Raw genomic sequence first — 26,627 nt, 5'->3', positions numbered from 1 at the left:
ACACCATCGATTGCCCAATAACCATCTATTATAGAGAATACAGGAGTACGTCCATTTTGTCCTCTCTCTCCTTGAGCCTTAGTAGTTGTCTTAACTCCATTGATTACCCAATAACCATCCTCCGAAATGGTAGGGGTTATTCCATTAGTCCCAGGCAACCCTTTGAGATCGAGAGAAGGATCGCCCCATGCTCCTTGGGTTTTAGGCCCGTAGAGTTTGGCATTTGTTAAATCCAAATAATAATCTCCATCCTCTCCTTTACCATTGTCAGGCTGGCCTTGCCCTGAGAGTATAGGGCGGCTTTGAGAGAAAATCTTCTCGCGGATTACCTCAGCATCTTTGCTACAGCTGGCAATTAACATACTCGCTACCAATAGCGTAGATAAATACTTTCTCATGGTTTTATAATTTATACTTATAATTGTTTTACCGGGGCAAAGATACGATTTTTTATTTATTAAAAAAATTAACTTTTCAACATTTTTAGTGGTTAGTTGTTAGTTATTAGTGGTCAGATGCTAACCACTAATAACTAAAAACCTAAAAAATCGCTATGGCGCGTACGGGAGAGCCGGTGGCTTTTTTCCAATGAGGATAGGCGATGGAGATGATCGCTCCTGTGGCAGGACATTGATCAAGATGCGCCATGACCTCTATTTGGTAGATATCCTGAGAGAGGAGGTAGTATTCCTCAACCAATCCCTTGGCGGCGGCAGGTACGCCCGCATCGGTATCCAAAGTCTCGTGGCCAACGGCTTTGACCTTGCGCTCATGGATAAGGAACTCCAAGGCCTCACGGCTCCAGCCTGGGGTGTGCTGTACCCCTTTGTCGTCTAAATTGCGCATTTGCTCATAGGAAGGCCAACGCTTATGCCAGTCGCTGCGGAAGGCAACAAAAGCACCTGAGGCAATCTGTCCGTGTTGCGCTTCGAAGGCTAAGATGTCCTCACGGGTCAGGATATAGTCATTGTTTTGGGCTACTGCTTGGGATTTGTCAATCACATAAAGGGGTAGGAGTAAGTCTTTCAGAGGAATATCGTCCAGCCAGCGCCCTCCTTCTACAAAGTGGATAGGGGCATCGATATGGGTGCCATATTGGCCTACCACCAAGAATTGCTGTACAAGGAAACCGTCCTTGAGGGTGAAGAGGTCTTTCTGCTCCAAGGCTGGTAGGGCGGGGAATTTAGGCGAATGTTCGTCTATCTGATGGGTAAGGTCTACCCACTGCTTTTCTTGTAAAAGTTGGAATAAACTCATAAATTATATGGTTAATGATTAATGATCAATGTTTGAAGGCTAATTGCCATTAGCCTCTATGGCTAACCCAAAATTAGAAACTCAAAATGACCCCATACAGTGGTGTGCCGTCCCAAGCGGTGGAGCTGGAGAGGTTCCAATGGTATTTCTGAGCTGTTTTAGGTCGGTAATCGGAGATTTCAATACGTGACTCGGCAATGTTTTTTCCGATAAGGTAGCCCATAAAGAGGGCGATGGGATAGTCGGAAGCCCAATGTACTTTGCTCTGCATCATCTCGAAGGACATGAGCGCCAGGGCGGTATAGCTTACCGGCTTGATCCACTTATAATCCTTATAGTTCTCGGCCAAGACCGTCACGGCAGCCATAGCGGTAGTCAGGTGGCCTGAAGGCATGGCATCGTAATGAGGGGTATCACGCTGGTAGGCGGCAAAGCTGGGGGCAAAGTGCCAGGAGCTGTGCCATCTTCCATTCTCTTCGGTAATGAAGGGGCTTTCCCGACCGGTAAGTCGCTTGATGGGTTGGACAAATACCCCTGTGACGAGGATGCTTTCGATCAGTTGCATGGCGGTACTCTTTGCCCTATAATCGTCGGTGATGAGACCATAGGTAGCCAGTCCACCACTGATCAGGATAAAGGTCGTCCCATTGCCTATGAAGTACAGCGCGGAATTGACATCGGCTGGGACAATCTTTAGAAAGCCTAACTTCTTATAGGTATGAGCCGAACTAAAGCCTAACTGCTCGCCTAAGCTACGACTCTCTTGGATGAGCCAAGGGTCGGCAGGGATAAGGGCTGCCGTAGCTCCTAAAGCTGCTATACCATAGGGATAATAAGGCTTGGCTACAAAATCCTTGAGGGTATTGAGGGCATTGCGAGGCGCCTTGTTGATCAAGTCCCAAAACTTAGGCTTCTGATAGGTAAAATAGAGGTCAGGTTCTATTTGGTAATGAGACCCTTCGATTTCCTTAGGGATCCAATCTTCATCCACAGGGATGGTATCGGACAAGGCACCCATCACGACCTCCTGTGCAATCGCGGTATTGATATAGAAAAAGGGAAAAATGAAAAGGAAAGTAAGGGCGAATTTCCATTCGCCCCTACATCGTTCGTTATTTGTCATCAGGCACTATTTGAGGAATCCCTTTTTAAGGAGTGTTTCAGCGATTTGGATGGTATTGGTGGCTGCTCCTTTGCGGAGGTTGTCGGCTACCACCCATAGGTTGAGGGTCTTGGGTTGGGTCTCGTCACGGCGCACACGGCCTACGAATACCTCATCCTTGCCATGGGCATAGATAGGCATAGGGTAGGTATTGGTATCGGTATTGTCCTGCAAGACCACCCCTGGGGCCTGGCTTAGGAGCTTGCGCACTTCGGCCAAGTCATATTCCTGCTCGAACTCCACATTGACCGACTCACTGTGCCCCCCTACCACAGGGATACGTACCGCAGTGGCAGTCACTCGTATCGAATCATCGCCGAAGATCTTCTTTGTTTCTCTTACTAACTTCATCTCCTCCTTGGTATAGCCATTTTCTTCGAATACATCGCAGTGAGGAATCGCATTGCGGTGGATAGGGTAGTGGTAGGCCATAGGCCCTTGTACGCCCTTGTACTCGTTTTCCAATTGGGTAACCGCCTTCACCCCAGTTCCGGTGATAGACTGGTAGGTAGAAACTACGATGCGCTTGATTCCATATTTGCGCAAAGGTGCCAAGGCTACGAGCATCTGGATGGTAGAGCAGTTCGGATTGGCAATGATCTTATCCTCAGCGGTAAGCACATCGGCATTGATCTCTGGGATGACCAGTTTTTTGGTCGGATCCATACGCCAAGCCGAAGAGTTATCCACCACGACGGTACCCACTTGGGCAAACTTAGGCGCCCACTCCTTGGAGGTATCCCCACCGGCGGAGAACAAAGCCACATCAGGACGGAGGGAGATCGCTTGGTTCATCCCTACAACTTTGTATTCCTTTCCCTTGAAGGTGATGGTCTTGCCGACTGATTTTTCGGAAGCCACCGGGATAAGTTCAGTCACTGGAAAATTGCGTTCGGCCAAGACCTCCAGCATTACATGGCCTACCATTCCGGTAGCGCCCACTACAGCTACTTTCATAATATTTCTTTTTTATAAATCACGCAAAAGTAGGAATTTTTTCTCTAACAAACAAAATATTTCTTTTATTCTTTTAAAAGATGTAATTTTGCACCCTGAAATAAGCAACAACATCATGCGGACAAAATCCATCAAACGAAATAAAATCAATGTAGTTACCTTGGGCTGCTCCAAGAATGTGTATGATAGTGAGGTACTTATGGGACAACTCAAAGCCAGTGGCAAGGAGGTCGTCCATGAGGATCAGGGTAACATTGTGGTCATCAACACCTGTGGCTTTATCAATAATGCCAAGGAGGAGAGTATCAATACCATTTTGGAATATATCCAAAAAAAGGAGGAAGGCCTGGTGGACAAGGTCTTTGTCATGGGCTGCCTCTCGGAGCGCTACAAGCCTGATTTGCAAAAGGAAATCCCCGATGTGGATCAGTACTTCGGTACCACTGAACTCCCTGCCTTGCTCAAGGTCTTGGGGGCAGACTATAAGCATGAGCTGATAGGGGAGCGCCTGACCACTACGCCTAAGAACTATGCCTACCTGAAGGTCTCCGAGGGTTGCGATCGCCCTTGTAGCTTCTGTGCCATTCCCATCATGCGGGGTAGCCACAAGAGTACTCCTATCGAAAACTTGGTGGTAGAGGCTGAAAAGTTGGCCAAGAAGGGCGTAAAAGAACTCATACTTATCGCCCAAGATGTGACCTATTATGGCTTAGATCTCTATGGGGAGCGCAAATTAGCCGACTTGCTTCGTGCCTTGGTCAAGGTAGAGGGCATTGAGTGGATACGTATTCACTATGCCTTCCCAACAGGCTTCCCTAAGGACGTCCTTACAGTGATGAAAGAGGAGCCTAAGATATGCAAATATTTGGATATCCCACTTCAGCACATTGCCGATCCTATCCTCAAGAGTATGAAGCGCGGTACCACCCAGGCCAAAACCACTCAACTACTGAAGGACTTCCGCGAGGCGATGCCCGAAATAGCCATTCGTACCACCCTGATTGTAGGCTATCCGAACGAGACAGAGGAGGATTTTGAACTTCTCAAGGAGTTTGTACGCCAGATGCGTTTCGAGCGCTTGGGGTGCTTCACCTATAGCCATGAGGAAAACACAGCGGCCTATGAACTGGAGGATAATGTCCCCGAAGAGGTCAAGCAGCGCCGTGCCTCCGAGATCATGGAGATACAGTCCCAAATCTCCTGGGAGCTGAACCAAGCCAAGGTAGGTAAGGCCTTCCGTTGCCTTATTGACCGCAAGGAAGGGCAATACTTTGTCGGCCGTACCGAATACGACTCCCCCGATGTGGATAACGAGGTGCTCATCGATGCTGCCAAGCACTATGTAAAAATAGGCGACTTTGCGGACATTCTAATTACAGAAGCTACCGATTTTGACCTATATGGAGAACCAGTGAAAAGTGAATAGCGAATAGTGAATAGTGAATAGTTTGTATAAATCCATACTATTACTGCTTGTACTTTTGAGCAGTTGTAGGCCTGAAAGGGAGGTGCCCGTAAATGAGGAACCTACCCTTTTTAGCAGGCTGGGGGATAATGAATATTGGAGGGAGCAATACTCAGAGGCACTTTGGAAGAAGCGAGAGGCAGAGCGCTTACAAGATTTTTATCAGAAACCCTTAATCGATGAGCAGGATATAGCTCTTTTACAGCCCTTTATCAAACAGTGGTTGGACTTCTATCACCTTGACCTTCATCAGGCGCGAGTGATAGGCTGTGGTGATATGCCCTTAGATAGAAAGCCAGACAAGGCAACAATACACTACATAATTACCCTTCTACACCTATCCAAAAAGCCAAAGCCGCAGGGCTGACAATCAGTAGGCTAAAAGAAATCCCTTTATAATTGTTGGTATTATAATTCTTTAAAACAGAGGTTTTTGCTTTGCACTCCTAAAATTTGTAATCCAAATAATATTAGCTATTTCATCTATTCTGTAGTATAGGACAAATTTTCCTTTAAAGAAATAGCTCCTATACAAATTCAGGACTTCACTATATTCCTGCTTCCTATAAGGATTATCCAAAATAGTCTTCTCTGCTTTTTCTGTCTCGTCAAGAATCTTTTCAGAATAAGCAAAAGAATCATTATGCTCATGCCAATAAGCAAGTGTTTTTCTTATATTATTGGAAGCTGTTTTAGTCCATCTTATTTGTAGTGTATTCACCTCTTAACTCTTTAAACAAATCTTCACTACTGATAGTTTCTCCTTTTTCTATTTCCTCGTCAGAGCATTTAAGTTCCTCCAATTCTTCTAAGGAGAGTTCATAATAGAAATCATATCCTTGAGGTTCTGCTACCTCAATCTTCATATGTGTCAGAAATTTCATAAGCATTTGATACTGATGAAAGTCCAAATTGTTTTTAAATGTCAGTGTATTCATATTTATTATCCTTATATTTAATGTTTAGTATGATGCAAATATACAAAAAAATCAATATCCAACGGATAATGAGTAATGACCATTCGTTAGTCTCTATTTCGTTCTTTCTTTCTCACATCGTAGAGAGAGTAGAAGGCCGAGCTGAGATTGAGCAGGGCTACAGAGATCAGCAGAATACTGTTAAGCACAGAAGGTCTCTCGTCGCTAATGAGGCGATAGATGACAATAGCGCCGAGGAAGAGCACGCAGAATAGAAAGTAAAAACTCCTACCATCTTTTCTTAAAAAAGGTTTCATCGTTTTTGAGATTAGAGTGTATTATCTAGGGTTATGTATTACAATGGCCCCTTGTTCCTGATAAGCAGGGAACTTATCATCACAAGAAATAATAGGCATATTTTCAGCAATGGCATGAGCTATAATAGCTAAGTCATTAGGATCATTATGATTAGGAACGAACCCTAAACGACCTACTATAAATGTATGCTTTTGTTCAAATGAGAGAATTTTTACCAATGATACGACATCAAGGATGTGTGCAATTAGCTTGTCTCCCCTATCAAAAAGATTATAATCAATGTTTTTGAAACGCTTTTTTCTATATAATTGTGCTATTTCTAATAAAGAAATAGTACTTGCATAAAAAGAATTTTCCTCATTCATTAAAATTTCTCTCACATTATTCCGAATTTCATCTTTTCTTCCTTCAAATAGAATGATGATGATATTAGTATCTAAGAAGTAGTTCATAGTTCTTCCTCTTGTAATAATTTTGTCATCATATTAGAACCATATATAAGGTCTCTATCCTTTTCATCAATAGTGAAAAGGGGGTTTTTAGCTAACTCCTCCGCTATATCCCAAAGTGTCTTTTTCTTTGCAGGATCCTTTTGGGTAGGTTCTTGTGCTTTTGTTTCCTTAGAAGATATAACAAGGGATGTAGTTTTCTTTGTAGTTTTTTTCTTTGGTTTCTCTAATAAAATGGACATAATGAAAGGTTTTTAATAAAGTGAAAAATAACTTTGCAAAGATACGATTTCTAAAAGCAAAAGTCAAATAAAATTCTAAGAGTTTTTTATGTTTTCTTCTTTATGCTTTACTCTTTTATAGATTTCTGTGATACAAGAAAGGGCAAAAAGGGCAAAGAAAATAGGAGCTAATACACGAGCTGACACTTCCTCATTAGGGAGCTTGAGGAAGATAAAGGGAAATAGGGCTACCAAGGAAAGAGGTAATACTTTTTTCATAGATTTAGGGTTATTCATTGTTACCTTTAAACAGTGTATAGTCCCAGACTTAAAATTTTCCATGTTTTTTTGTTTGCAAAAATACAAAAAAAAAGAAAATAAACAATACTCTTATTTTCCTTTTTGAGCTACAAAGAAAACAATCTTCATGTTGCGATCAACAAAAAATCCTTCAAAAAAATAGGAAAATTAATAAAAAAATCGTAGCTTTGTGTCTTATTAATCATTGACAATTAACCATTGACAATTATGAAAAGGATTTTTATAGGATATTTCCTCTTAGTGGGGGGTACCCTTTGGGCGCAGCAGCCTTTGGAGAAGCAAATTAAAGAGAGCAAATACGCCATCGATTCCATTGTAGCGGCGCGGAAATCGATGTTGCTCAAGCAGTTGGCCTCGGTGGAAGACCTCTTGGAACAAGGGAAAATCACCCAAGAGGAAGCCGAGCAACTGAAAAAAGGGTTTAAGACACGCTCCGAGCGACAAACCAAGCAGCTGATATATCAGCAAGCGCAGTGTCTCCAAGGCCAGCTGGACGAGGCGCTAAAAGCGATTCCTGCCGATAGCCTTTTCGCTACAAAAGATACCTTAGCCCCAGCACAGGCTTATGAAAAGGTGGTGGCACAGGTCGATTCCCTATCACGCCGGAAGGAATCCGATACCTATCTGCGCCGTTATGTCAATAGATGGGATATTTACTACCCTTATTTGGCATTGGGAGTACTGAACCTTAGCTCGGCCGAACACTTTGGAGACAAGCGCCTCAGCCCGCTTGGCTCTAAGTCCTTCGAACTGGGGCTCTATACCAATTTCCGACTAAAGAAAAATGATAACCTCCTACATCTGAACTTTGGGGTTTCTTGGCTCTACCAGAATTTTAAGATAAGGAATAATCTTTTCTATGATCGAGAGGGAGACCATACGCGTTTGGTAGCTTATCACAACGAATTGACCAAATCCAAACTCCGCCTGCACTACCTGATGATTCCGGTGGATTTGGAATGGGACTTCTCCAAAGATAAGGTCTATAGAAACGCCTCCTATTTCCAAAACCATGAAGGACTCTACCTTGGCGTGGGTGCCTTTGTTGGAGTTCTCCTTGATGCCAATCAGAAAATTAATTACCAACAGCAGGGTGATACCTATAAGACAATTATCCGCAAGGATCTCACCACCAACCTATGGACTTATGGTCTCTCTGCTCATATTGGAGTCAAGGGCTGGAGCCTCTATGCGCGCTATAGCTTGGCGCCCCTTTTTACGGGCAATAGCAAAGGGGAATATCCCTTTATGATAGGTATACGAGCAGGACGATAATAATGATTAATGCCAATAATGATTAATCATTGCTGGCATTAATCATTAATCATTAACCTTTAACCATTAGTTTATGCGTTTTCTCTTTTTCCTCTTAGCGTTGCCTTGCTTGGCACAGCAGCAGGTGGTCTCTCCCAAGGGTACCCCTGTAGAATATGTAAATATAGGGGTGGTAGGCACCTCCAAGGGACTGATTACCGACGAATATGGACAGTTTTCCCTGGAGCGGCTCTCGGCTGCCCCCACCGATAGTATCTATTTCTCACACTTGAGCTATAAGCGTAAGGTGCTACTCTCCAGGGAGATACAAAATAAAATTGTACTACAGGAGGCAGACATACAGCTTCCCGAGGCTTCTTTCACACTTCAAAAACCAAAATACTATACCATCAGGGGCAAGGGGATTCCTGCGGTCATGAGGCTCTATGGTGAGATGAAGGACGGTTTTGAGCCAACAAGCGAAAGAAAGTATCTCAATGCCGAGATTGGGGATTTCCTTTCCTTCAAGCATGATGCCCGCCTTACCGAACTAACCATAGATGTGCACCGAAGTGATTTCTATATGGCAGTGCTGCGGGTGGTGGTCTATCAGACCGATAAGCAGCATAAGACTTTTACCCCTCTGCTCAAAGAACCGATTTACATAGAAGTCTTCCCCAGTAGAGAGCCTCAAACCTTCTCCCGCAAGCTCTCTGTCTTCGTCCCCAAGGGGGAGGCCTGGGTAGGGATACAATTTGTAGAGATGCGAGGCAAGGACTATGATAAGTTTGTCTTCCCCTCTACCATCAATACCTGCTATATCCGCTTTGCTGACGGAAGTATACGCCCACTGAACAAGCGCTTAGGAATTCCATTTTCGGTTAAAGGATACGACTATATAATGACCAATGAATAATGACTAGTGACTAGTGACTAATGAATAGTGAAAAGCGGCTAACTAAAAACTCAAAATTTCCTTGACAAGGCGCTGTTAAATGTTGTATCTTTGCACTCCTATTCAGTTCTGACTTAATTGGCTTATAAGTAAATTAGAAAATTGGAAAATCAGCTTATTGATAAAAAAATTTTCTCTATTTACAACTGAATAAAAGAAAATTTGTATATTTGCACTTTATTTGTCATTAATCATTGATTATGAAGGTTCTCAAATTCGGAGGGAAGTCCCTCGCCAACGGAAAGGGCTTAGAAACAGTACTTTCCATTATTACAAACAAGGTCGCTCAAGGACAAGAGATTGCCGTGGTGGTTTCGGCTCGTGATAAGGCTACCGATCAGTTGGAGTCTATGCTGGAGCGGGCTGCCCATGGAGCGGATATCTCGGCAGACTTCCAGGCCTTTAAGCAATACCAAATGGCAGGGGAGGATATTGACTTTTCCGAAGAATTTTCGGTGCTCCAGCGTATTTTTGATGGAGTTTCCCTCTTAGGGGACTATAATGATAAGATCAAGGATAACGCCATGGCACAGGGGGAGGTGCTCTCGGCCAAATATATTACCCATCTACTGGGCAAGCGCGGTATCCGAGCTACCTTTGCCGATAGCCGTCGCTTCTATGTTACCGATAGCCATTTTGGGAATGCCCAATTGGTAGAGGAGGCCTCACAAGAGAAAACCCGAGCTTATTTCGCTCAAATCCCTAAAGGGGTGACCCCCATTGTGACCGGCTTTATCGCTGCCAATGCCCAGGGGCAAACCACTACTCTGGGGCGTAACGGAAGCAATTACTCGGCCTCTATCTTAGCCTCTATCTTAGAAGCAGAAGAACTTCAGAACTACACCCATGTGGATGGGATCTTTACTGCCAATCCCGAATTGGTTTCCGATGCTCGAATTATCCGCCAGCTCTCCTTTGAGGAGGCTAACGAGCTGGCCAATTTCGGTACCTCTATCCTTCATGCCAAAACCATTATCCCACTGCTGGAGAAGCAAATCCCTTTGCGTATCCTCAATACCTTCAAGCCGGATGAATCCGGCACGCTGATTTGTCAGGCGGAAAGCAACAAGGGGGGAATTCGTGCCATCTCCGTTTTGGAGAACTATGCCTTGGTAATCCTCGAAGGGCGTGGTCTTTTGGGGAAAGTCGGGGTGGATGCGCGTATCTTCCGTGCCTTGGCGCAGGCGGAGATCAGTGTGAGTATCATCTCCCAAGGTTCTTCTGAGCGTGGTATCGGCTTTTTGGTGGCCAACAAGGATGCCCAAAAGGCCAAACAGGCCTTGGAGCGAGAGTTTGAATTGGATGTGTATAGTCATGATGTGAGTGGGGTGAGCTTAGTGGAGCAGGTAGGGGTGGTTTCCATCGTTGGACAGAACTTGGCAGACTTTGACAAACCCTATAATGCGCTGATTCGCAACCAAGTAATTCCACTACTAATCAATAACTCCGCTACTGGGCGCAACGTCAGTGTGGTAGTGCATAAGAAAAACCTTCCCAAGGCGGTCAATGTGATTCATGGGGAAATATTCGAAATCTCCAAGCGCATCAATTTGGCGATCTTTGGACGTGGCACCGTAGGAGGAACCCTTATAGAACAAATCTTCGAGGCACGTGCCGATATCCTCAAGCGTAGAAATATCAACTTGCAGCTCATCGCTATCGCCAATTCTAAAGAGTTGCTTTTCAATCATAAAGGAATTTCCACTGAGCAATACGCAGCCTTTGATGCCCAGAAGAAACCTTGCCAAATAGGTGCTTTTATAGAACAAGTGCAACAGCACCACTTGGAAAACCTCATAGCCATCGATGTTACAGCCAGCAAGGACTTTGTAGAGAACTATCTGCCACTGGTGGAAAATGGTTTTGACTTGGTTTCAGCCAACAAGATTGCCAATACCATCGGTTATCCTTTCTATAAAAAACTTAGGGAGACGCTCGCCCAATACAAAAAACAATACCTCTATGAGACCAATGTAGGGGCAGGTCTGCCACTGATTGATACCATCAAGCTCCTCCACCACTCTGGAGAGAACATCACCCGCATTAAGGGGATCTTCTCCGGAACTTTGAGCTTTCTCTTCAATACCTATTCAGCCAGTGACGCTCCCTTTAGCGAAATTCTTCAAAAGGCTATCGATAGCGGCTATACCGAACCCGACCCACGAGAAGACCTCTGTGGTAACGATGTAGGGCGCAAGCTATTGATTTTAGCCAGAGAATTGGATTTGGAAAACGAGTTCGAGGAAGTAGCCATTGAGAACCTTATTCCTGAGGACTTGCGCCAAGGCAGCCGAGAGGAGTTCCTCACTCGCCTGAGGGAATTTGATCCTATTTATCAGCAGATCAAGGATAAGGCACCAGCCGGAACAGTCTTGCGCTATGTAGGGGATCTCCATGGAGACCTCTCCCATACCAGCACCGCCCGCCTGGAGGTGAAGCTCGTTTCTGTACCTATAACCAGTGCCTTAGGCCAAGTGAAGGGAGCCGATTCCATCTTTGAGATATACACCGAGTCCTATGGGGAGAACCCGATCGTGATCCAAGGTGCCGGTGCCGGTGCTGCGGTAACTGCTCGTGGTGTATTTGGAGACATCTTGCGTATCATTGGTAACAAATAACCTTTTCTAAACATATAGTATGCACATTCACAAAAAAGACCTTATCGCCACCATTAAGCTCAATGCAGAGGAAATCAATCTGGATACTGTCAATCAGCTACTGAAGGATCCTACCCTGAAGCCCAATCATATCATTATCCACTTGGAGGGAGTAACCGAATTGGACGAAGAGCAGCTCGATGCCCTCTTCTACTTCTCCGAAATGGTGCGTGCCGAGGGCGAACACTCCTTCGTGGTGGTCTATGAGCATTATAATCCCGATGACTTCCCCGAAGAGCTTGTCGCCTGCCCCACCCTACAAGAGGCCTTGGATATCATCGAAATGGAAGAAATAGAAAGAGACCTCTTTGATGACTAAGAGGTCTCTACTTATACAAGAATAAATTTTTAGATCGTCATACTAAAAATCCGTGTAGTGGGCACATTGCGCTGCAATCTTAGGTCGAAGGCCATACAAATATTGCGTACAAAAGGTTTGCCCGCATCGGTCACCTCAATAGCTTGTGGCTTGATATGTATCAGGCCATCTTTTTCCATTTCCACAAGGCGTGACTTGACCGCTTCTGCTTCAGGGAATTGTAGCTGTGGTGCCGCCCAAGAGGTGTAGAACTGACACATGAGGTTGAGGATATGGCGGCGCAAGATAAGGTCTTCTTCCGAGAGGATATGCCCGCGATATACGGGGATCCTATCGGTGGCCAAGACTTCTTCGTATTCCTTGACTGTCTTCACATTCTGAGCAAAACCATACCAACTATCACTAATGGCCGAGATGCCCAAGCCGACCATCAGCTGGGTTTTGGAGGCAGTATAGCCCATAAAATTGCGGTGGAGGGTGCCCCTGACGAAGGATTCGTACATCTCATCCGTAGGTAGGGCAAAGTGATCCATCCCAATTTCTATATAGCCATTGTCTAACAGTTGCTGCTTACCTATCTCATAGAGATGTCTTTTTTGATCAGCGGTAGGTAAGTCGTTTTCATCAAACCCACGTTGGCCAGTGCCCTTAACCCAAGGCACATGGGCATAACTATAAAAGGAAATACGGTCAGGACGTAGGCGGTTGGTGCATTCTATAGTGTGGCGTACGTCTTCTTCCTTTTGGAAAGGAAGTCCAAAGATAAGGTCATGACTGATAGAGGTATAACCTATTTCCCGTGCCTCGAGCGTTACACGCTCCACATTGGCAAAAGGCTGGATGCGGTGAATAGCCTTCTGTACCACAGGCGAATAATCTTGTACCCCATAGCTCACACGGGTAAAACCCAAAGCGTAGAGCCTTTCTAAGTGCTCAAGGGTGGTATTATTGGGGTGTCCCTCAAAGCTGAACTGGAAACCTTCGGCACGATCCGCTCCGTCAAAGATACGCTCAATAAGGTATTGCAGGTTGTCCGGAGAGAAGAAAGTAGGGGTACCCCCTCCTAAGTGAATTTCCTTGATACGTGGCCGTGAGGGCAGTACTGCCAAGTAGAGTTGCCATTCCTTGAGAACATTTTTGATATAAGGATCTTCCATCTCATGCCGCTTGGTGATATGCTTATGGCAGCCGCAAAAGGTACAAAGGCTCTCACAAAAAGGCAGGTGTATATAGAGGCTAATACCCTGAGTGCTATTACTTTCCGTAAAAGAAGTCCGTACCGAAGCGAGCCATTTTTCATAAGAATAGGAACTATCTTCCCAATAAGGCACCGTAGGATAGCTGGTATAGCGAGGGCCTGGTACATTGTATTTTTGAAATAAAGAAGACATTTTTTAATTGTTAATTGTCAATGGTGTTGTTGTTTTGTTTGGACTGCAAAGATACAAAAAAGTTTTGAGTTACTAACCAATAGGCCTACTAATCACTAACATAGAAAAAATCTATAAAAAAGGCTTTCTTTTTCTCCTGAAAAAGTTGTATCTTTGCATTCATAATTTTTAAAGTTAAAAGACATGGCATTACAAGTAACTGATGCTTCATTTGATGAAGTAGTACTCAAGAGTGATAAACCTGTATTAGTAGATTTTTGGGCAACATGGTGTGGTCCTTGCCGTATGCTTGGCCCAGTGATTGAAGAACTTGCTACTGAATACGAGGGTAGAGTAGTGGTAGGCAAAGTGGATGTGGATAACAACCAAGAGTTTGCCGCCAAATATGGGGTGAGAAATATCCCTACCGTATTGGTATTCAAAGATGGAGAAGTTGTAGGCCGCCAAGTAGGGGTTGCAGCTAAGAAAATCTATACCGATGCCTTAGATTCACTTCTATAATTTATTAAAATTCATAAGGTTATGGGGCTATCTGTATATCAGGTAGCCTTTTTTCTAATATTTCAACCATGAACTTAGCAAAATATATTGATTATACGCTTCTTAAAGCAACAGCAACACCTGCTCAAATAGAAAAACTTTGCCAAGAGGCACGCCAATATGGCTTCTTCTCGGTTTGTGTCAATAGTAGTTATGTTCCTTTGGTAGCCCTCGAGCTTAAAGGCTCCAATGTAAAAGTATGTACCGTGGTAGGCTTTCCCTTAGGGGCGATGAGTACTCAGGGCAAGCTACACGAGACCTCTACTGCCTTGGCCGAGGGAGCCGATGAGATCGATATGGTGATCAACTTGGGGCTCCTGCTCTCTGGACAAATTACTAAAGTACGGGACGAAATTGCGCTACTCAAGCAGGAAACCGCTGATAAGGTGCTGAAAGTCATCATAGAAACTTGCTATCTCACCGATGACCAAAAACGCTTAGCCGCTCAACTCTGTGTGGATGCTGGGGTAGACTTTGTCAAGACCTCCACCGGCTTCGGTACAGGCGGTGCTACTCTTGCTGATGTACAGCTAATCAAAGAAGTGGTAGGCGACAATGCCCTAATCAAAGCCTCAGGCGGTATCCGAGATCGAGAAACCGCCCTACAATACATCGCCTTGGGTGCAAGCCGTATCGGGGCTTCGGCAATCCTGATATAGTTCTAAGTTGTCAGAGGTCAGGAATCAGTCTCAGCCTGTATGTACTAATTATTCTTATACTAATTTTGGGATTTTTCAGACATGTCTGAAAAATCCCAAAATATTTATAGTCAATAAGCTGTGTGTTTTATTCTAAGAAAATCTAACTACTAATAACTAATCACTAACTACTAATAACTAATCACTAACCACTAATCACTTTTCACTGATTGAATAGTCTGTATAAAGATATCACTAACACTGGGTATTTGCTGGTTGAAGTGGGTGATTTTACCCCTTTCAGCTAAGTAGAACAGTACCTGGTGAGGGTCTTGTTCCTCACTAAGATGTACCAACCATTTCTCTTCGTTGTGGATGGCAGGAAATTGGGCAGGAGCCGTTTGGTAACGATTTTTGAACTCCTCAAAGGACGCCCCTTCGTTGGGGATGATCCCAACCTCGTAGGTGTTCTTTTGGAATTGTCGCTTGATGGCCTTTAGCTCCCCACTAAGTAGCAGCTGGGAGCGGTTCAGTAGGGCAATACGATCACACAAACTCTCTACTGACTCCATCCGATGGGTAGAAAAGAGAATGGTAGCCCCTTGCTCGCGCAAGTAAAGCACTTGCTCCTTGATGAGCTCTGCATTGATAGGGTCTAAACCGCTAAAGACTTCATCAAATATCAGTAGCTTAGGCTCGTGGAGTATCGTGGCGACAAACTGTACCTTCTGTGCCATCCCCTTGGAAAGCTCCTGTAGCTTCTTTCCTTTCCAGTGAGCTATCTCCAAGCGATTAAGCCAAAAATCCAACTGCTCCTCAGCACGCTGACGACTTAATCCCTTGAGTTGTCCCAAATATAACAGCTGCTCACGGACGGTCATATTCTTATAGAGCCCCCTTTCTTCGGGCATATAACCTATCTGAGTGATGTGCATGGGGCTTAGGGGAACGCCCTCCAAGCGTACTTCTCCCGCATCGGGGGAGATAATCTGGTTGAGGATACGGATCAGAGTCGTTTTTCCTGCTCCATTAGGGCCTAATAACCCAAAAATACTCCCATGTGGAATCTCCAAGGACACCCCCGAGAGGGCAGCCTGCTTGCCATACTGCTTGCTTAGGTCGGTGATCTGTAATAGCGGTGTACTCATTACGAATTGGCTTTAGTAAGTTCTGTGAATAGTTGTTCCAGGTCGGTATGGCGGTGGTTCATCTGTAGGATTTTTAGGCCATTTTCTGTAGCAAAATCAAAGAGCCTGGGGCGCATATCCTCCTGGGTATCAAAGGTAAGGGTGAAGAAAAATTCTTCATTGTTGCGAATGGTCTTGATGTGCGGTATACGGCGCAATAGCTGTTCCTCCACTCGGAAGTCAAAGAGCACCTCTATGGTCTGCTCCTTGTCCTGAAGCTGAGCCATCGGCTGGTTGAGGATAATCTTCCCCTTGTGTAGGATCAGCACCCGCTGGCACACGGCCTGTATCTCCTGCATGATATGGGAGGAGAGCAAGACCACCTTTTCCGCTCCTAAGTCCCGCACTATCTGGCGTATCTCCAGGATTTGCTGCGGGTCAAGTCCATTGGTAGGCTCGTCCAAGATCAGCACATCGGGGTCATGCAGTAGGGTTGCGGCCAGTCCTACTCGCTGGCGATACCCCTTCGAGAGGGTGTGTATCTTCTTATGAGCGTGGCTTTCCAAGCGTGTCAGGGCGATACTCTCGGCGATGTTCTTTCGAGGGGCATGGTAGATATCAGCCACATAGCCCAAGTACTCCTTCACATACATATCAGGATACAAAGGATTATGCTCAGGCAGATAGCCCAAATGCCGCTGCGCCTCTTCGCGTTCCGAGAGGATAGAGTGGCCTAAGATACGCACTTCCCCCTCATCGGGTAAGAGGGCACCGCTGATCATCTTCATCGTGGTGGTCTTTCCGGCGCCATTCAGCCCCAAAAAGCCCGTGATCTCCCCCTTACGGAGTTCAAAATCAAGCTGATCCACCACCCTTTGCCCTGCATATTGTTTGCTTAAGTGTTCTACGATAACCGCCATAACATGTATTGGAATAAATAGAAAATTAAGGGCAAATTTACGTAAAAAATACTTTAGTGAAAATATATTTAACTCAAAAAAAAGTGGTATATTTGCTTTCTCGTTTCGCTATGTTGGGGAGAACTTTTACCACATGCATTGGCGAAGTAGCAAAGTCATATGCTGGCGCGAGCTTGTAGCTCGTGCCTGACTATATTTAGAGCCTTTGGCTCCTCATGATAGCGCTTGTATATGAGAGTTGTATAACAATTGACAATTAATAATTAACAATTATAAAAGATGACAAAAAAACGACAATTCGAAGAATTTCAATTACAGCAGCATGACTCTTGGGGTATTTTCAAGATCATGAGCGAGTTTGTTACCGGCTACGAACGTCTTAGTGCCATAGGTCCTTGTGTCTCTGTCTTTGGCTCTGCTCGTATCCAGCCCGATAGCAAGTATTATAATTTGGCTACAGAGATCGCTGAACGCATCGTCAGCATGGGCTTTGGGGTGATCACCGGCGGAGGCCCAGGGATCATGGAAGCCGCCAACAAAGGCGCTACCCAAGGTGAGGGGGCTTCGGTAGGAATCAATATAGAACTTCCCTTTGAACAACACGACAATCCTTATGTGGATAGAGATAAGAACCTACACTTCAACTACTTTTTTGCCCGCAAGGTGATGTTTGTCCGTTACTCCCAAGCCTTTGTTGTTTTCCCGGGAGGCTTTGGTACTATGGACGAACTTTTCGAAGCCATTACGCTGATACAGACCACCAAGATAGAGCCTTTCCCTATTATCTTGGTGGGTTCCGAGTTCTGGAGTGGCTTGGTAGCCTGGATCAAGGAAGTCCTCTTGGACAAGTTTGGCAACATCTCCGCCAAAGACATGGACATCTTCCGCATTGTAGATACTGCCGACGAAGTGGAAGACATCATTGAGAAATTCTACCTCAAGTATAGCCTCAGACCGAAGTTTTAATAATGTAGGGGTGAATGGCAATTCACCCTTATTGCATAAAACAAAAATGTTCACTAATTTTGCATGTTCATTTTTAGTGAACATTAATTTTTTAATGAACAGTCAATAGAAATGCAAATTCATTAGTAAATTAACAAATTAACAAAATGGACACGGTTTGTCCGCTTAAAAAATATAAATTTTTTCTTTCTGCTTAAAAAAATTTTCGTTATCTTTGCCCCTAACTAATTATAATTAGAAAAATATAGAAATAACAACTCATCATAACGATTATTAATCGTTAACAATTGATCATTAATCATTAAAATAGCGTTTCGCTTTATATTTTCCCCTGCACGGAAATACGACCAATTTTTTCAACACCAAGGGAAAGTAAAGTGGAGATGCCTACGTTTCAGGCGTGGGCATTCCTTTTGCTTTTGGTGTAGGCCTTTGGTCGGGCTTCCGTGTACAAGCAACAAGGAATGCCGCGCTTTTTTATGTCCTATCAACAACGAAATGTTAAAGTTTGAAATTTGTTTTATGTCGGTCACAGTTTGGCTGGGTAGGGTTGTAATTTTGCCCCAAGAAACAATGTTAGTGACAAGTGACTAACGACTAATGACGAATAGCAGAATTAACAATTGACCATTAACCATTAAATTTATGCCTCTGTATCAAGTAACCGTAAGTAGGACGGTAGCCTCCAATGGTATCCGTTTAGAACCAGGGATGCAAGTTGTGATCCCAACTCAGACCACCACCAACCCCGTTTCAGTAAACGGCGGAAAAGACGTAATCGCTGCCTTCCAGCGTGTATATGGAATCAATATCAGCAGTATCTACCATACTTTGGGAGCGGTACTGAAAGTAGTGAAAATAGCATAATTATAAAACTTAAAAATATGAATTTAGATCAACTTTTTAAAGCAGCAAAAGTTGCAGCAAAAGCTTATGAGGCTTATAATGCAAGTAAAACAACCTCTAGTACACAGAGTACATCTACGAGTAGTAATAAAGTATTCTTGCAGTCTGGTACTAAGCAAGCAAATAAGGATGAACAAATTTCTGATATTATTTCTCCTATATTTGGATTATTAGGAAAGCTAATGAAGTAGAAAATTAAGAATATACATCAATGGTAATTTATCTACCATTGGTGTATATTCAAAAAAATAATATCTTGTTTAGATTTAGAAAAGCTCTTTTTATGAAGGATATATTGAAATATATAGGAACTATTCTTGGAATAATTTTCTTGCTAATTATAGTAATTGATTTTGCTACTTATACCTGGCCTAATGAGCCTGATAGTATTACTCTCTTATTCTATAAAAATAGATATTGGGTATTTTTGTTTTCAGTGATATGTGCAATCATCATAAAAGCAGAAGCCGTTATATCTTACTTTTTAGTGATTCTTACCATTGTTTCTTTCGTTCTTACAGCAATATATGATGGAATTTTTACTCATACGCTACCTTTCAAAAAAGACACCTATACTTACAAGTGGTGGTGCATGGTATGGGAATATAAGATCTATATAGCCATAGGCTTAGTAGGGATGATTGTTTTAGAGTTACTTATAAAAAAACTTATAGATTATATAAAATATAGACGATCTATTCCGAAGGCTCCGAAGAAAGAAGTTGTATATAAAGATAACACAAAATCATTAAGCTCTATTCCTAATAACGCGAGTGGGTATAAACAAATATATAATAACTTATCTTCAAATATTGGAAAAGAATTAAATGATAGAATTAGACAACTTAGTGATAGTTTAGCTAAATCTAATTTCAAGCATAAAGATATTATTAAGCGGATTAATAAGTCAAGAGAAGATATTAATAATCTTAATAATGAACTGAAAAATAAAATATTAGGCTTAAGAAATATTCATGAATGGAGTAAATATACAATCTCTTTCTTTGGAGAGACCAATGCGGGGAAGAGTACTATTATTGAAAGTCTAAGAATTCTATTAAAGGATAAAGATAAAACAAAAGAATATGAGAAATTTGAAAAAATATTAGTAGGTAAAAAACAAATAGAAGATAGAATAAAAGAAGTAGAATTAAAAATAAAATCATATAAGGATAAAAATAAATTCTTACACTTTATACCTCTGTTTTTTATAAATAGAAAGTATAAGTCACTGAATAATAAAATCTCTAAAGTATTCAAAAAACTATCGGAGTTTAAGGATGGAGAAATTATAGGAACAGGTCGTCAAGATTTTACAAAATCCAGTAAAGCCTATAATTTCTTTTATAAAAATAGAGATTTTGTTCTGATAGATGTACCAGGGATAGAAGGTGATGAAGGCAAATATAAGGATATGATTATAAATGCAGTTTCACCTTCTCATACTGTTTTTTATGTTGTTTTTGGAAAAGTTCCTGAAAGTGGGACTATTGAGAAAATAAAGATGTATTTAAAACAACAAGCGGAAGTATATTGTATTATCAATAAAAGGGGTTTTAAATACTCTCCAGAGGATATTAATAAAACTTCTGATCAATTAAATTATGAGCCAGAACTTGCAAGGGAGGTAGATTATAAAATGACAGAAGTATTAGGAGATTTTTATAAAGGGAGTATAACTATTCAAGCCCTACTTGCTTTTTATGGAGCTTCAAAAACTATTCCTTATAGTCTGAATGAAAAGCATATCAAAAATAGGAATAAATTTTTAGAAGTGTTTAAGAGGCAGGAGACACTTATTGAAAAATCAAATATTTCAAGGATATCTCATCTGATTTTAAGTAGCTTAGGCAATATAGATAGAAAAATATACAATATAAATATTGATAAAATAATTGCTTGTTTAGATTTTTTTATAGGAGAAATCAGGAAAATTCGGGATGAACATTATTCAGATAATCTTATAGAGCAAATCAATCAACAAGTTATTTCTACTAATAGAAGAATTTCAAATATTGAAGATTTATCTAATGGACTAAAACATAAGGAGGCTCAAATTGTAAGGGAAGTCTTTAATGATTGCAAAGAGGAAATCAATAGATATATTGATAAATTTAAAATAGATAGAGAGCGAATTAAATCATTTTGTGAAAGTACAATTAAGCGCAGAATAAAAGAGATTATAAACTTATATGAGGAAGAAGTTAGACAACAGAGAGAATATAAGAAAAATAATATTAATAAAGAAATAGAATTTTTGAGTGATAGAATAAATGATTTACAAAGATCTAATGCTAATGGAAGTGTTAATATATCTTATATGCCAAAGATTGAAATTCCTGAAATAGAAATTAAGGGCAAGTTTGTTGGTATAGGAATGAGTGTAGGAGCTTTTTTTGGACCATGGGGACCAGCTATAGGAGCGGCCATAGGAGCAGTAATAGAGTACTTAGTAAACATATTTGGTGGAGAGGAAAGTAGAAAAGCTAAAATTAAAAATAATATCAGTGTGGAACTTGATAAAATAAGAGGACATATATTAAATGAAATTGGTAATTCAAGAGGTGAAATTATTGCACAAATCAAAAAAGATATCATACAGCCTGTTATAGAAGAAAATAAGCAGGTTGTGGTGCGTTATAGAAACCTACAAAATATGTTCAATGAAAATATTAAATTTTTAAATGATCAAAAAAATAACTTAGAAAATGAAAAACATAGACGCTATTAAGAATTTTGAAATTCTGAAGGAGCAATCTAAGCAAGGATTGCTTAAAGTTTTAGAATGGGCAAAAAAGGGAAATAATTTTGGGCTTGATTTTTCAGATGACATTCAAAAAATACAGAATGCTCTCAGAAATATTGAGGAACAAAAGATAAAAGTGGTACTCGTAGGAGGGTTTTCAGAAGGGAAAACGACAGTTGCTGCAGCTTGGTTAGAAAGAGTTATGGATAATATGAAGATAGACCAATCGGAATCCTCGGATGCAATAGAGATATATCGTCCCAAAGGATTAGAGGATAAATGTGAGATTGTAGATACTCCAGGGCTTTTTGGTTTCAAGTCTAAAGAAAATGGACTTAAATACGAGGATATTACGAAGAAATATATCTCTGAGGCTCATTTAGTACTTTGTGTTCTTAATTCTGTAAATCCACTAAAGAATAGTCATTCGGAAGTTTTTAAATGGCTTTTTAGGGATCTTAACAAACTCAGTAGCACAATATTTGTATTAAACAAGTTTGATGATGTATGTGATATAGAAGACGATGATGATTATAAAGAGCTACTTGAAATTAAAAAGGAATCATTGGTAAATCAATTAGATAATTTTATAAGACTTACTACTCAAGAAAAAGCAGACTTGAAAGTAGTAGCTATTTCTGCAAATCCTTATGGAAGAGGCTTAGATACTTGGTTAAAAGATAAGAATTATGAAGAAATATCTAAAATAAATACACTTAAAGAGGCTACCAATAAGATTATTTCAGGGAATAGAACAGCTCTTATTACAGGTCAGCAACAAAGTATTATAACGGATGTACTTACTAATAAGCTCAATAGTATTAACTCTGTTTTTAATCAAATAGACAAAGAACTTGTTAATAATCAGAATTCTATAAGAGAATTAGATTATAAACTTACACAGACAACCCAAGAAATAAGGAAAAATCTGAAAAACTTAAAAACGGAATTGCTAAACTATATAAAAGATATTAGAATAGATATCATGGGGGCTGATGCGAGCACTTTTGGGGAAATCTTTATGAATAAAATAGGTAATGAAGGAAATCTTTTTAATGATGGTATTGAGAATATCTATACTGAATATACTTCTTTTAATAGTGTAAAGATAACCAATTTAGAAAAAACTATTTCAGATCAATTAGCCTTTAGAGAAAATTTGTCTAATAAAATGATTAATGGTTTGGTTAAAGATGGAATAAATGGACTTAGGTTAGTTCCTGTTTCACAAATGCGTGATTTTATTTTAAGTGGTAGGAATACTATCAGTTCTCTTACTGGAATCTCTATGAAATTTAAACCTTGGGGTGCCGTTAAACTGGCTAAGAATCTTGGATCAGCATTAGCCTTTGTTGGGGTAGGTATTGAAGTTATTGAGCTTTTCAAACAACATGAGAATGCTAAGAAGTTAGATAAGGCGAGGGAAGATATTATAGCGTATTTGAATGATTATGAAAAGAATATAGTAGAGCAATTCAGGGGAAGCGACGAAGAATTAATTAAAGAGTTTGCTCCAGCTTTACAAAAAATGAAAAATATGTATAATGATATGCTTTCTCAAGATAAGAATATCTCTAATATGAAAGTACAGATAGAAGAATGGTATAGAAACCCTAAAAACATTCAAGATATTGGCTTTGAAGAAATTAACTAATTTTAATAATAACAATAAGAGACTATATTAAGGTTGTATAGTCTCTTATTGTTAGATACTGTCTAATTTTTTTAATAAGTTTTATTGTGTATTTCTTAGTTGTTTTTTTTAATTATTTCAATAAATATACTATCAACATCCTCTGTTACATATATAGGGTAACTCTTGTGTGATAATATTTCACTAATTACTTTTGTAGAAGGATGTCCATATGAATTGTTCTTTCCTACAGAAATAGGACAAAAAAAATAACTACTCTCCAATACATTTTCAACAAAAGAGTATAGGCTTCCATGATGAGGAATTTGTATAGTTTTTATTAGCTTCCAATACTTTTTGTATATATCCTTTACTTTAGTTTTGTTTAAATCACCATCACCAGTGTATAAACAAGCAACTCTATTTTGCTCTAAAAAAGGTATATCACAGGACTCTAGAAAAGAAAAGCCACAAAAAAGTTTGTTTGTCCAATATAGGTAGGGATGATTAGATTTTTCCTTAGGGGTTGGGCCTGAATATAAAAACAAGGTGTTTTCATTAATATTACCACTTACTTTCTTATATGTTTTTTTTATTTTATTTCTAAATTCTGAGTCGAGAATGTGCTTAGAGTGTCTTTTAAGTTTTTTGATGTCATCGCTTTCTAATTTATCAAGAAATTCTTTACTTCGGTCTTTGTATTTATAGTTAAAAGGGATAAATACCCAATCAGAATAATTTTCTATAGTTATAGGAGTTCCGCTTGGTATCTCTTTGTTTTGCTCTATACCTATTACATTAGATACATTAGAGAGTTCTATATTCGCAACCTTCTCTTCTTCAGAATTTATCTCTTCCTTTTCCTCATATACTTGGACGCTAATAATACGAGTTTCTGCTCCAAAGAATTTGTTAGGATTATCCACTAAGGAGGCTAAAGAGTATTCTCCTAAAGCCTTAAATACATTAGATAATAAAATCTTTTCATTGCGATGTAACAATGGTATTACAACATTTCTGATTTCTTTTACTGTTGTCTTTAAGTCTTCAATCAGAGATATATGATCATAATCAAAGTGCGAAATAAAAAGGATGTCAATTACATCTTCTTTGCTGAAACTTTGCGATACAACTTTTTTACCCTTACTAACATTCATACTCCCGCAATCATAGACAATGTTATGATTTTCATGTCTTTCAGAATAAAAAGCACCTTGGCCTACTGGATGAAAAGTTCTTTGAATCATATATAGTTTTTTTAGAGATTAAAATGATTTCACAAAATGAAAAAACAAAGAGTTCTTAAACGATACAAAATTAATAAAATATTCCCATATACACAAATAAAATTTGCATTTTATTCTTCAGAAAGTTGCCTTCTTTAGTTGAATGTCGAATAAAATCCCTTTGTCTGCTAAAAAAATAATTGTACCTTTGCACCGTGAAAATGCAATAGCATTTTCGTCTATAGTTGCCCTTTTACACAAGCAGTAAAACAGGCACTTAAAAAGCGAACTATAAGCCTCTTCCTTTTTGCGAAGAGGCTTTTTGGTATTTGAGGGCTTAACATTTTCTTTTATCGTATAAATTCTTACTTCTCGCCTTTCATTTTCTTGACTTTGCTTTTCCAATATTGTAATTTTGCAGTCGGGTAGTGATGGGGGCATTACTCAGAATTCAAAACTTTTCCTTGTGGAGTACTGAAAAAAATAGTATTTTTGCAGTTTAAATCAGAGGCTTGTGGAAAGGGTGTTCTTATCTGAAAGACAAATAAAAAGCGACTTTCAAGGATATAATTATTTGTGTGATTTGTATAACCAATCCCTACGATATCACAATCAAACTATTATATTTGATTTCAGCCAAATTGATTTCATGGAGGCGAACCTATGTGCGCTTATAGGGGCACTCTTTGAAAAATTGGAAAGTAATGGGAATACTATTGGCTTAGAAAATATACCTCATAAGCTCTCTAATATCTTGAGAAAAAATAGTTTTCTAGTGAATTATGGTTATTCTGAATTGGTTGATAGGTATGATACTTCTTTGAAGTATCAACGATTAAATCCTAAAGATGATGCCTTATTTTATGATTATATTAAGCAATTGTTTGCTAAACCGGAATTTCCCTCTCTTAGCAACCAATTAGGTAATGAGATTGCTAAAAATATTTTTGAACTATACGAGAATGCAAGGACACATGGAAGGTGTGATTACATACATGTCTGTGGACAATTTTTTCCAAGAAATCCTAAGAAACCGCTTCATTTCACAATTGTAGATAGAGGGATTACAATTAAGGAGAATGTTTCTTCTTTCTTAGAAAGAGAAATATCAGCAAGTGAAGCGATACAATGGGCTATGGTTTCGGGCAATACTACTAAAAGAGAGGTTGGAGGACTGGGATTGGGTATTATATCTGAGTTTATCAAGCTCAATAAAGGGAAAATACATATTGTCTCTTCTGATGGCTATTATGAATTTTCCAATGGACAGGTTGTTACTAAATGGTTAACCGCTCCTTTTGGAGGAACACTGATAAATCTGTCATTTAATCTAAATGATAAGCAGCATTATAGGCTAAAAGAAGAAAGCTTAGACAATATATTTTAAGTATGGAAACAAAAAAGCAACATTTGATAGTTAAAAACATCATAGATTCGGATTTGGCAGTTAGCTCCGATGATGGAAAGAAGGTCTATCAGGCTATAGTAGAAGCACTTCGCAGAGAGAATATAGTAGAATTGGACTTTCAAGGGATTACTATTGTCATTACTGCCTTCCTTAATATGGCTATAGGCAAGCTCTATCAGGATTTTAAGGGAGATTTTCTTAATCTTCATCTTAAGTTAGTAAATGTAGATGATAAGGATAAAGCCCTTTTTAAGATGGTAGCGACCTATGCTAAAGAATATTTTGCCAATCAAGAAGCCTTTGAACAAGCTGTTGAAGAAATTCTATAGAGATGCCTAATACTATTATCCCCTACTCACAACATGAGTTCAAAGCTAATAAAACATATTTCTTTGACAATAATATCTGGATCATGCTATTAGCTCCTATGATTAATAGTAATGAGAAAAAGCAAGAAAAAGCAACAAGTTTTTTCAGAAATATACGTACTTATAATTTACAAATTGCCTTAGTAAGCCTTGTGGTAAGTGAGTTTGCTAATACTTCTATGCGCTTTTTCTATAATATATGGAAGAAACATCCTCAAAATGTGTCAGGAGATTACAAAAAAGATTACAAACAAAGCCAAGATTATAGAAATAATCTTGAAGATGTGAAAGTAATGCTCGATAAAATCTATAACTTAGATTTTGTGCAAAAATATCCTGACAACTTCAATGCTATTAATAGCAATCATATCATTGAAAACTTCCATATAGACTACAATGATGCCTATTATCTTGAACTATGTGCTAAAAATGATTGGATATTGGTAACTTCCGATAATGATTTTGACAATATTGATAAAGGTATTACCATCGTCAAGATATAATTA

Annotated in this window: 29 protein-coding genes and 1 pseudogene; 16 read left to right on the top strand and 14 right to left on the bottom strand. The window is 40.1% G+C overall.

The genetic code is table 11. The features are described from left to right. From HMPREF1551_RS02375 to HMPREF1551_RS02360, 4 genes and pseudogenes are all read right to left on the bottom strand, one after another. Positions 1-398 (bottom strand): annotated as a pseudogene (locus tag HMPREF1551_RS02375) (hypothetical protein); the annotation flags it as partial. 142 nt (positions 399-540) lie between these two features. Next, entirely contained in the window at positions 541-1,257 is a 717-nt protein-coding gene (locus HMPREF1551_RS02370; RefSeq protein WP_021627424.1) for a cyclase family protein, read from the bottom strand. Between the two features lie 73 nt (positions 1,258-1,330). Further along, positions 1,331-2,380 carry a phosphatase PAP2 family protein gene (locus tag HMPREF1551_RS02365; RefSeq protein WP_021627423.1) on the bottom strand — a complete coding sequence of 350 codons (1,050 nt, stop codon included), beginning with the start codon at positions 2,378-2,380 and terminating at the stop codon, positions 1,331-1,333. A gap of 6 nt (positions 2,381-2,386) precedes the next feature. Further along, entirely contained in the window at positions 2,387-3,376 is a 990-nt protein-coding gene (locus HMPREF1551_RS02360) for an aspartate-semialdehyde dehydrogenase (protein WP_021627422.1), read from the bottom strand. Positions 3,377-3,491: 115 nt separating this feature from the next. Here HMPREF1551_RS02360 and rimO point away from each other — a divergent pair, with 115 nt between their 5' ends. Further along, positions 3,492-4,802 carry a 30S ribosomal protein S12 methylthiotransferase RimO gene (rimO, locus tag HMPREF1551_RS02355; protein ID WP_021627420.1) on the top strand — a complete coding sequence of 437 codons (1,311 nt, stop codon included), beginning with the start codon at positions 3,492-3,494 and terminating at the stop codon, positions 4,800-4,802. A gap of 22 nt (positions 4,803-4,824) precedes the next feature. Beyond that, a complete protein-coding gene (locus tag HMPREF1551_RS02350) occupies positions 4,825-5,208 on the top strand; it encodes a hypothetical protein (protein WP_231374948.1) in 384 nt (127 codons plus the stop codon). 51 nt (positions 5,209-5,259) lie between these two features. Here the strand turns inward: HMPREF1551_RS02350 and HMPREF1551_RS02345 are convergent, their stop codons facing one another. The 6 genes from HMPREF1551_RS02345 to HMPREF1551_RS02320 all read right to left on the bottom strand — a co-directional run bounded on the left by HMPREF1551_RS02345 (position 5,260) and on the right by HMPREF1551_RS02320 (position 7,025). Further along, the gene (locus HMPREF1551_RS02345) at positions 5,260-5,562 is read right to left on the bottom strand and encodes a type II toxin-antitoxin system RelE/ParE family toxin (RefSeq protein WP_021627418.1); all 303 of its coding nucleotides are present in this window, start codon (positions 5,560-5,562) and stop codon (positions 5,260-5,262) included. After that, complete coding sequence (locus tag HMPREF1551_RS02340) at positions 5,534-5,725, bottom strand: toxin-antitoxin system, antitoxin component (RefSeq protein ID WP_231374947.1); 192 nt, start codon at positions 5,723-5,725, stop codon at positions 5,534-5,536. Before HMPREF1551_RS02340 ends, HMPREF1551_RS02345 begins: the two co-directional genes overlap by 29 nt. Positions 5,726-5,865: 140 nt before the next feature. Continuing rightward, positions 5,866-6,075 carry a hypothetical protein gene (locus tag HMPREF1551_RS13300; protein ID WP_081695732.1) on the bottom strand — a complete coding sequence of 70 codons (210 nt, stop codon included), beginning with the start codon at positions 6,073-6,075 and terminating at the stop codon, positions 5,866-5,868. Between the two features lie 21 nt (positions 6,076-6,096). Then, positions 6,097-6,528 (bottom strand): type II toxin-antitoxin system VapC family toxin, encoded by a 432-nt coding sequence (locus HMPREF1551_RS02330; RefSeq protein WP_021627415.1) that lies wholly within the window; start codon positions 6,526-6,528, stop codon positions 6,097-6,099. Beyond that, a complete protein-coding gene (locus HMPREF1551_RS02325; protein ID WP_021627414.1) occupies positions 6,525-6,767 on the bottom strand; it encodes a hypothetical protein in 243 nt (80 codons plus the stop codon). Before HMPREF1551_RS02325 ends, HMPREF1551_RS02330 begins: the two co-directional genes overlap by 4 nt. Positions 6,768-6,842: 75 nt before the next feature. Next, a complete protein-coding gene (locus HMPREF1551_RS02320) occupies positions 6,843-7,025 on the bottom strand; it encodes a hypothetical protein (RefSeq protein ID WP_034544162.1) in 183 nt (60 codons plus the stop codon). 249 nt (positions 7,026-7,274) lie between these two features. Between HMPREF1551_RS02320 and HMPREF1551_RS02315 the strand changes: the two genes are divergently transcribed. The 4 genes from HMPREF1551_RS02315 to HMPREF1551_RS02300 all read left to right on the top strand — a co-directional run bounded on the left by HMPREF1551_RS02315 (position 7,275) and on the right by HMPREF1551_RS02300 (position 12,252). Then, positions 7,275-8,342, top strand: coding sequence for a hypothetical protein (locus HMPREF1551_RS02315; RefSeq protein WP_021627412.1), 1,068 nt, complete (start codon positions 7,275-7,277; stop codon positions 8,340-8,342). Positions 8,343-8,415: 73 nt separating this feature from the next. Further along, a complete protein-coding gene (locus HMPREF1551_RS02310; protein WP_021627411.1) occupies positions 8,416-9,237 on the top strand; it encodes a carboxypeptidase-like regulatory domain-containing protein in 822 nt (273 codons plus the stop codon). 239 nt (positions 9,238-9,476) lie between these two features. Continuing rightward, the gene (thrA, locus tag HMPREF1551_RS02305) at positions 9,477-11,894 is read left to right on the top strand and encodes a bifunctional aspartate kinase/homoserine dehydrogenase I (protein WP_021627410.1); all 2,418 of its coding nucleotides are present in this window, start codon (positions 9,477-9,479) and stop codon (positions 11,892-11,894) included. A gap of 19 nt (positions 11,895-11,913) precedes the next feature. Further along, positions 11,914-12,252 (top strand): hypothetical protein, encoded by a 339-nt coding sequence (locus HMPREF1551_RS02300; protein WP_021627409.1) that lies wholly within the window; start codon positions 11,914-11,916, stop codon positions 12,250-12,252. Between the two features lie 29 nt (positions 12,253-12,281). On the opposite strand, the gene hemN is transcribed toward HMPREF1551_RS02300, so the two are convergent. Next, entirely contained in the window at positions 12,282-13,643 is a 1,362-nt protein-coding gene (gene hemN / locus HMPREF1551_RS02295; RefSeq protein WP_034544149.1) for an oxygen-independent coproporphyrinogen III oxidase, read from the bottom strand. Positions 13,644-13,826: 183 nt separating this feature from the next. Between hemN and trxA the strand changes: the two genes are divergently transcribed. Further along, positions 13,827-14,144 carry a thioredoxin gene (gene trxA / locus HMPREF1551_RS02290; RefSeq protein ID WP_021627406.1) on the top strand — a complete coding sequence of 106 codons (318 nt, stop codon included), beginning with the start codon at positions 13,827-13,829 and terminating at the stop codon, positions 14,142-14,144. Between the two features lie 68 nt (positions 14,145-14,212). Further along, positions 14,213-14,842 carry a deoxyribose-phosphate aldolase gene (gene deoC, locus HMPREF1551_RS02285; RefSeq protein WP_021627405.1) on the top strand — a complete coding sequence of 210 codons (630 nt, stop codon included), beginning with the start codon at positions 14,213-14,215 and terminating at the stop codon, positions 14,840-14,842. Between the two features lie 191 nt (positions 14,843-15,033). Here the strand turns inward: deoC and HMPREF1551_RS02280 are convergent, their stop codons facing one another. Both HMPREF1551_RS02280 and HMPREF1551_RS02275 read right to left on the bottom strand, forming a co-directional pair. After that, entirely contained in the window at positions 15,034-15,969 is a 936-nt protein-coding gene (locus HMPREF1551_RS02280; RefSeq protein ID WP_021627404.1) for an ABC transporter ATP-binding protein, read from the bottom strand. Further along, positions 15,969-16,868: an ATP-binding cassette domain-containing protein gene (locus HMPREF1551_RS02275; RefSeq protein ID WP_021627403.1), complete on the bottom strand. Its 900-nt coding sequence runs from the start codon at positions 16,866-16,868 to the stop codon at positions 15,969-15,971. The genes HMPREF1551_RS02280 and HMPREF1551_RS02275 overlap by 1 nt, the downstream gene beginning before the upstream one ends. Before the next feature lie 279 nt (positions 16,869-17,147). Between HMPREF1551_RS02275 and HMPREF1551_RS02270 the strand changes: the two genes are divergently transcribed. The 5 genes from HMPREF1551_RS02270 (at position 17,148) to HMPREF1551_RS02250 (ending at position 23,140) form a co-directional block, all read left to right on the top strand. Then, on the top strand, positions 17,148-17,834 hold the full coding sequence (locus HMPREF1551_RS02270; RefSeq protein WP_021627402.1) for a TIGR00730 family Rossman fold protein: 687 nt from the start codon (positions 17,148-17,150) through the stop codon (positions 17,832-17,834). Positions 17,835-18,479: 645 nt separating this feature from the next. Then, the gene (locus HMPREF1551_RS02265) at positions 18,480-18,701 is read left to right on the top strand and encodes a DUF6140 family protein (protein WP_021627401.1); all 222 of its coding nucleotides are present in this window, start codon (positions 18,480-18,482) and stop codon (positions 18,699-18,701) included. 17 nt (positions 18,702-18,718) lie between these two features. Further along, a complete protein-coding gene (locus HMPREF1551_RS02260) occupies positions 18,719-18,931 on the top strand; it encodes a hypothetical protein (protein WP_021627400.1) in 213 nt (70 codons plus the stop codon). A 92-nt stretch (positions 18,932-19,023) separates the two neighbouring features. After that, entirely contained in the window at positions 19,024-21,471 is a 2,448-nt protein-coding gene (locus HMPREF1551_RS02255) for a hypothetical protein (RefSeq protein ID WP_196800701.1), read from the top strand. Beyond that, on the top strand, positions 21,449-23,140 hold the full coding sequence (locus HMPREF1551_RS02250; protein WP_021627398.1) for a LeoA/HP0731 family dynamin-like GTPase: 1,692 nt from the start codon (positions 21,449-21,451) through the stop codon (positions 23,138-23,140). Before HMPREF1551_RS02255 ends, HMPREF1551_RS02250 begins: the two co-directional genes overlap by 23 nt. Positions 23,141-23,235: 95 nt before the next feature. On the opposite strand, the gene HMPREF1551_RS02245 is transcribed toward HMPREF1551_RS02250, so the two are convergent. Then, on the bottom strand, positions 23,236-24,366 hold the full coding sequence (locus tag HMPREF1551_RS02245) for a hypothetical protein (RefSeq protein WP_021627397.1): 1,131 nt from the start codon (positions 24,364-24,366) through the stop codon (positions 23,236-23,238). 493 nt (positions 24,367-24,859) lie between these two features. Between HMPREF1551_RS02245 and HMPREF1551_RS02235 the strand changes: the two genes are divergently transcribed. From HMPREF1551_RS02235 to HMPREF1551_RS02225, 3 genes are read left to right on the top strand one after another with little or no spacing between them, the layout of a single operon-like run. Beyond that, a complete protein-coding gene (locus tag HMPREF1551_RS02235; protein WP_021627395.1) occupies positions 24,860-25,732 on the top strand; it encodes an ATP-binding protein in 873 nt (290 codons plus the stop codon). A gap of 2 nt (positions 25,733-25,734) precedes the next feature. Next, entirely contained in the window at positions 25,735-26,082 is a 348-nt protein-coding gene (locus HMPREF1551_RS02230) for an STAS-like domain-containing protein (RefSeq protein WP_021627394.1), read from the top strand. 2 nt (positions 26,083-26,084) lie between these two features. Further along, entirely contained in the window at positions 26,085-26,624 is a 540-nt protein-coding gene (locus HMPREF1551_RS02225) for a PIN domain-containing protein (RefSeq protein ID WP_021627393.1), read from the top strand. The last annotated feature ends 3 nt before the right edge of the window (positions 26,625-26,627 follow it).

The organism is Capnocytophaga sp. oral taxon 863 str. F0517, assembly GCF_000466425.1.
Taxonomy (GTDB): Bacteria; Bacteroidota; Bacteroidia; order Flavobacteriales; family Flavobacteriaceae; genus Capnocytophaga.
The sequence above is the reverse complement of the archived record's forward strand: the minus strand, read 5'-3'. Positions and strand labels throughout refer to the sequence as shown.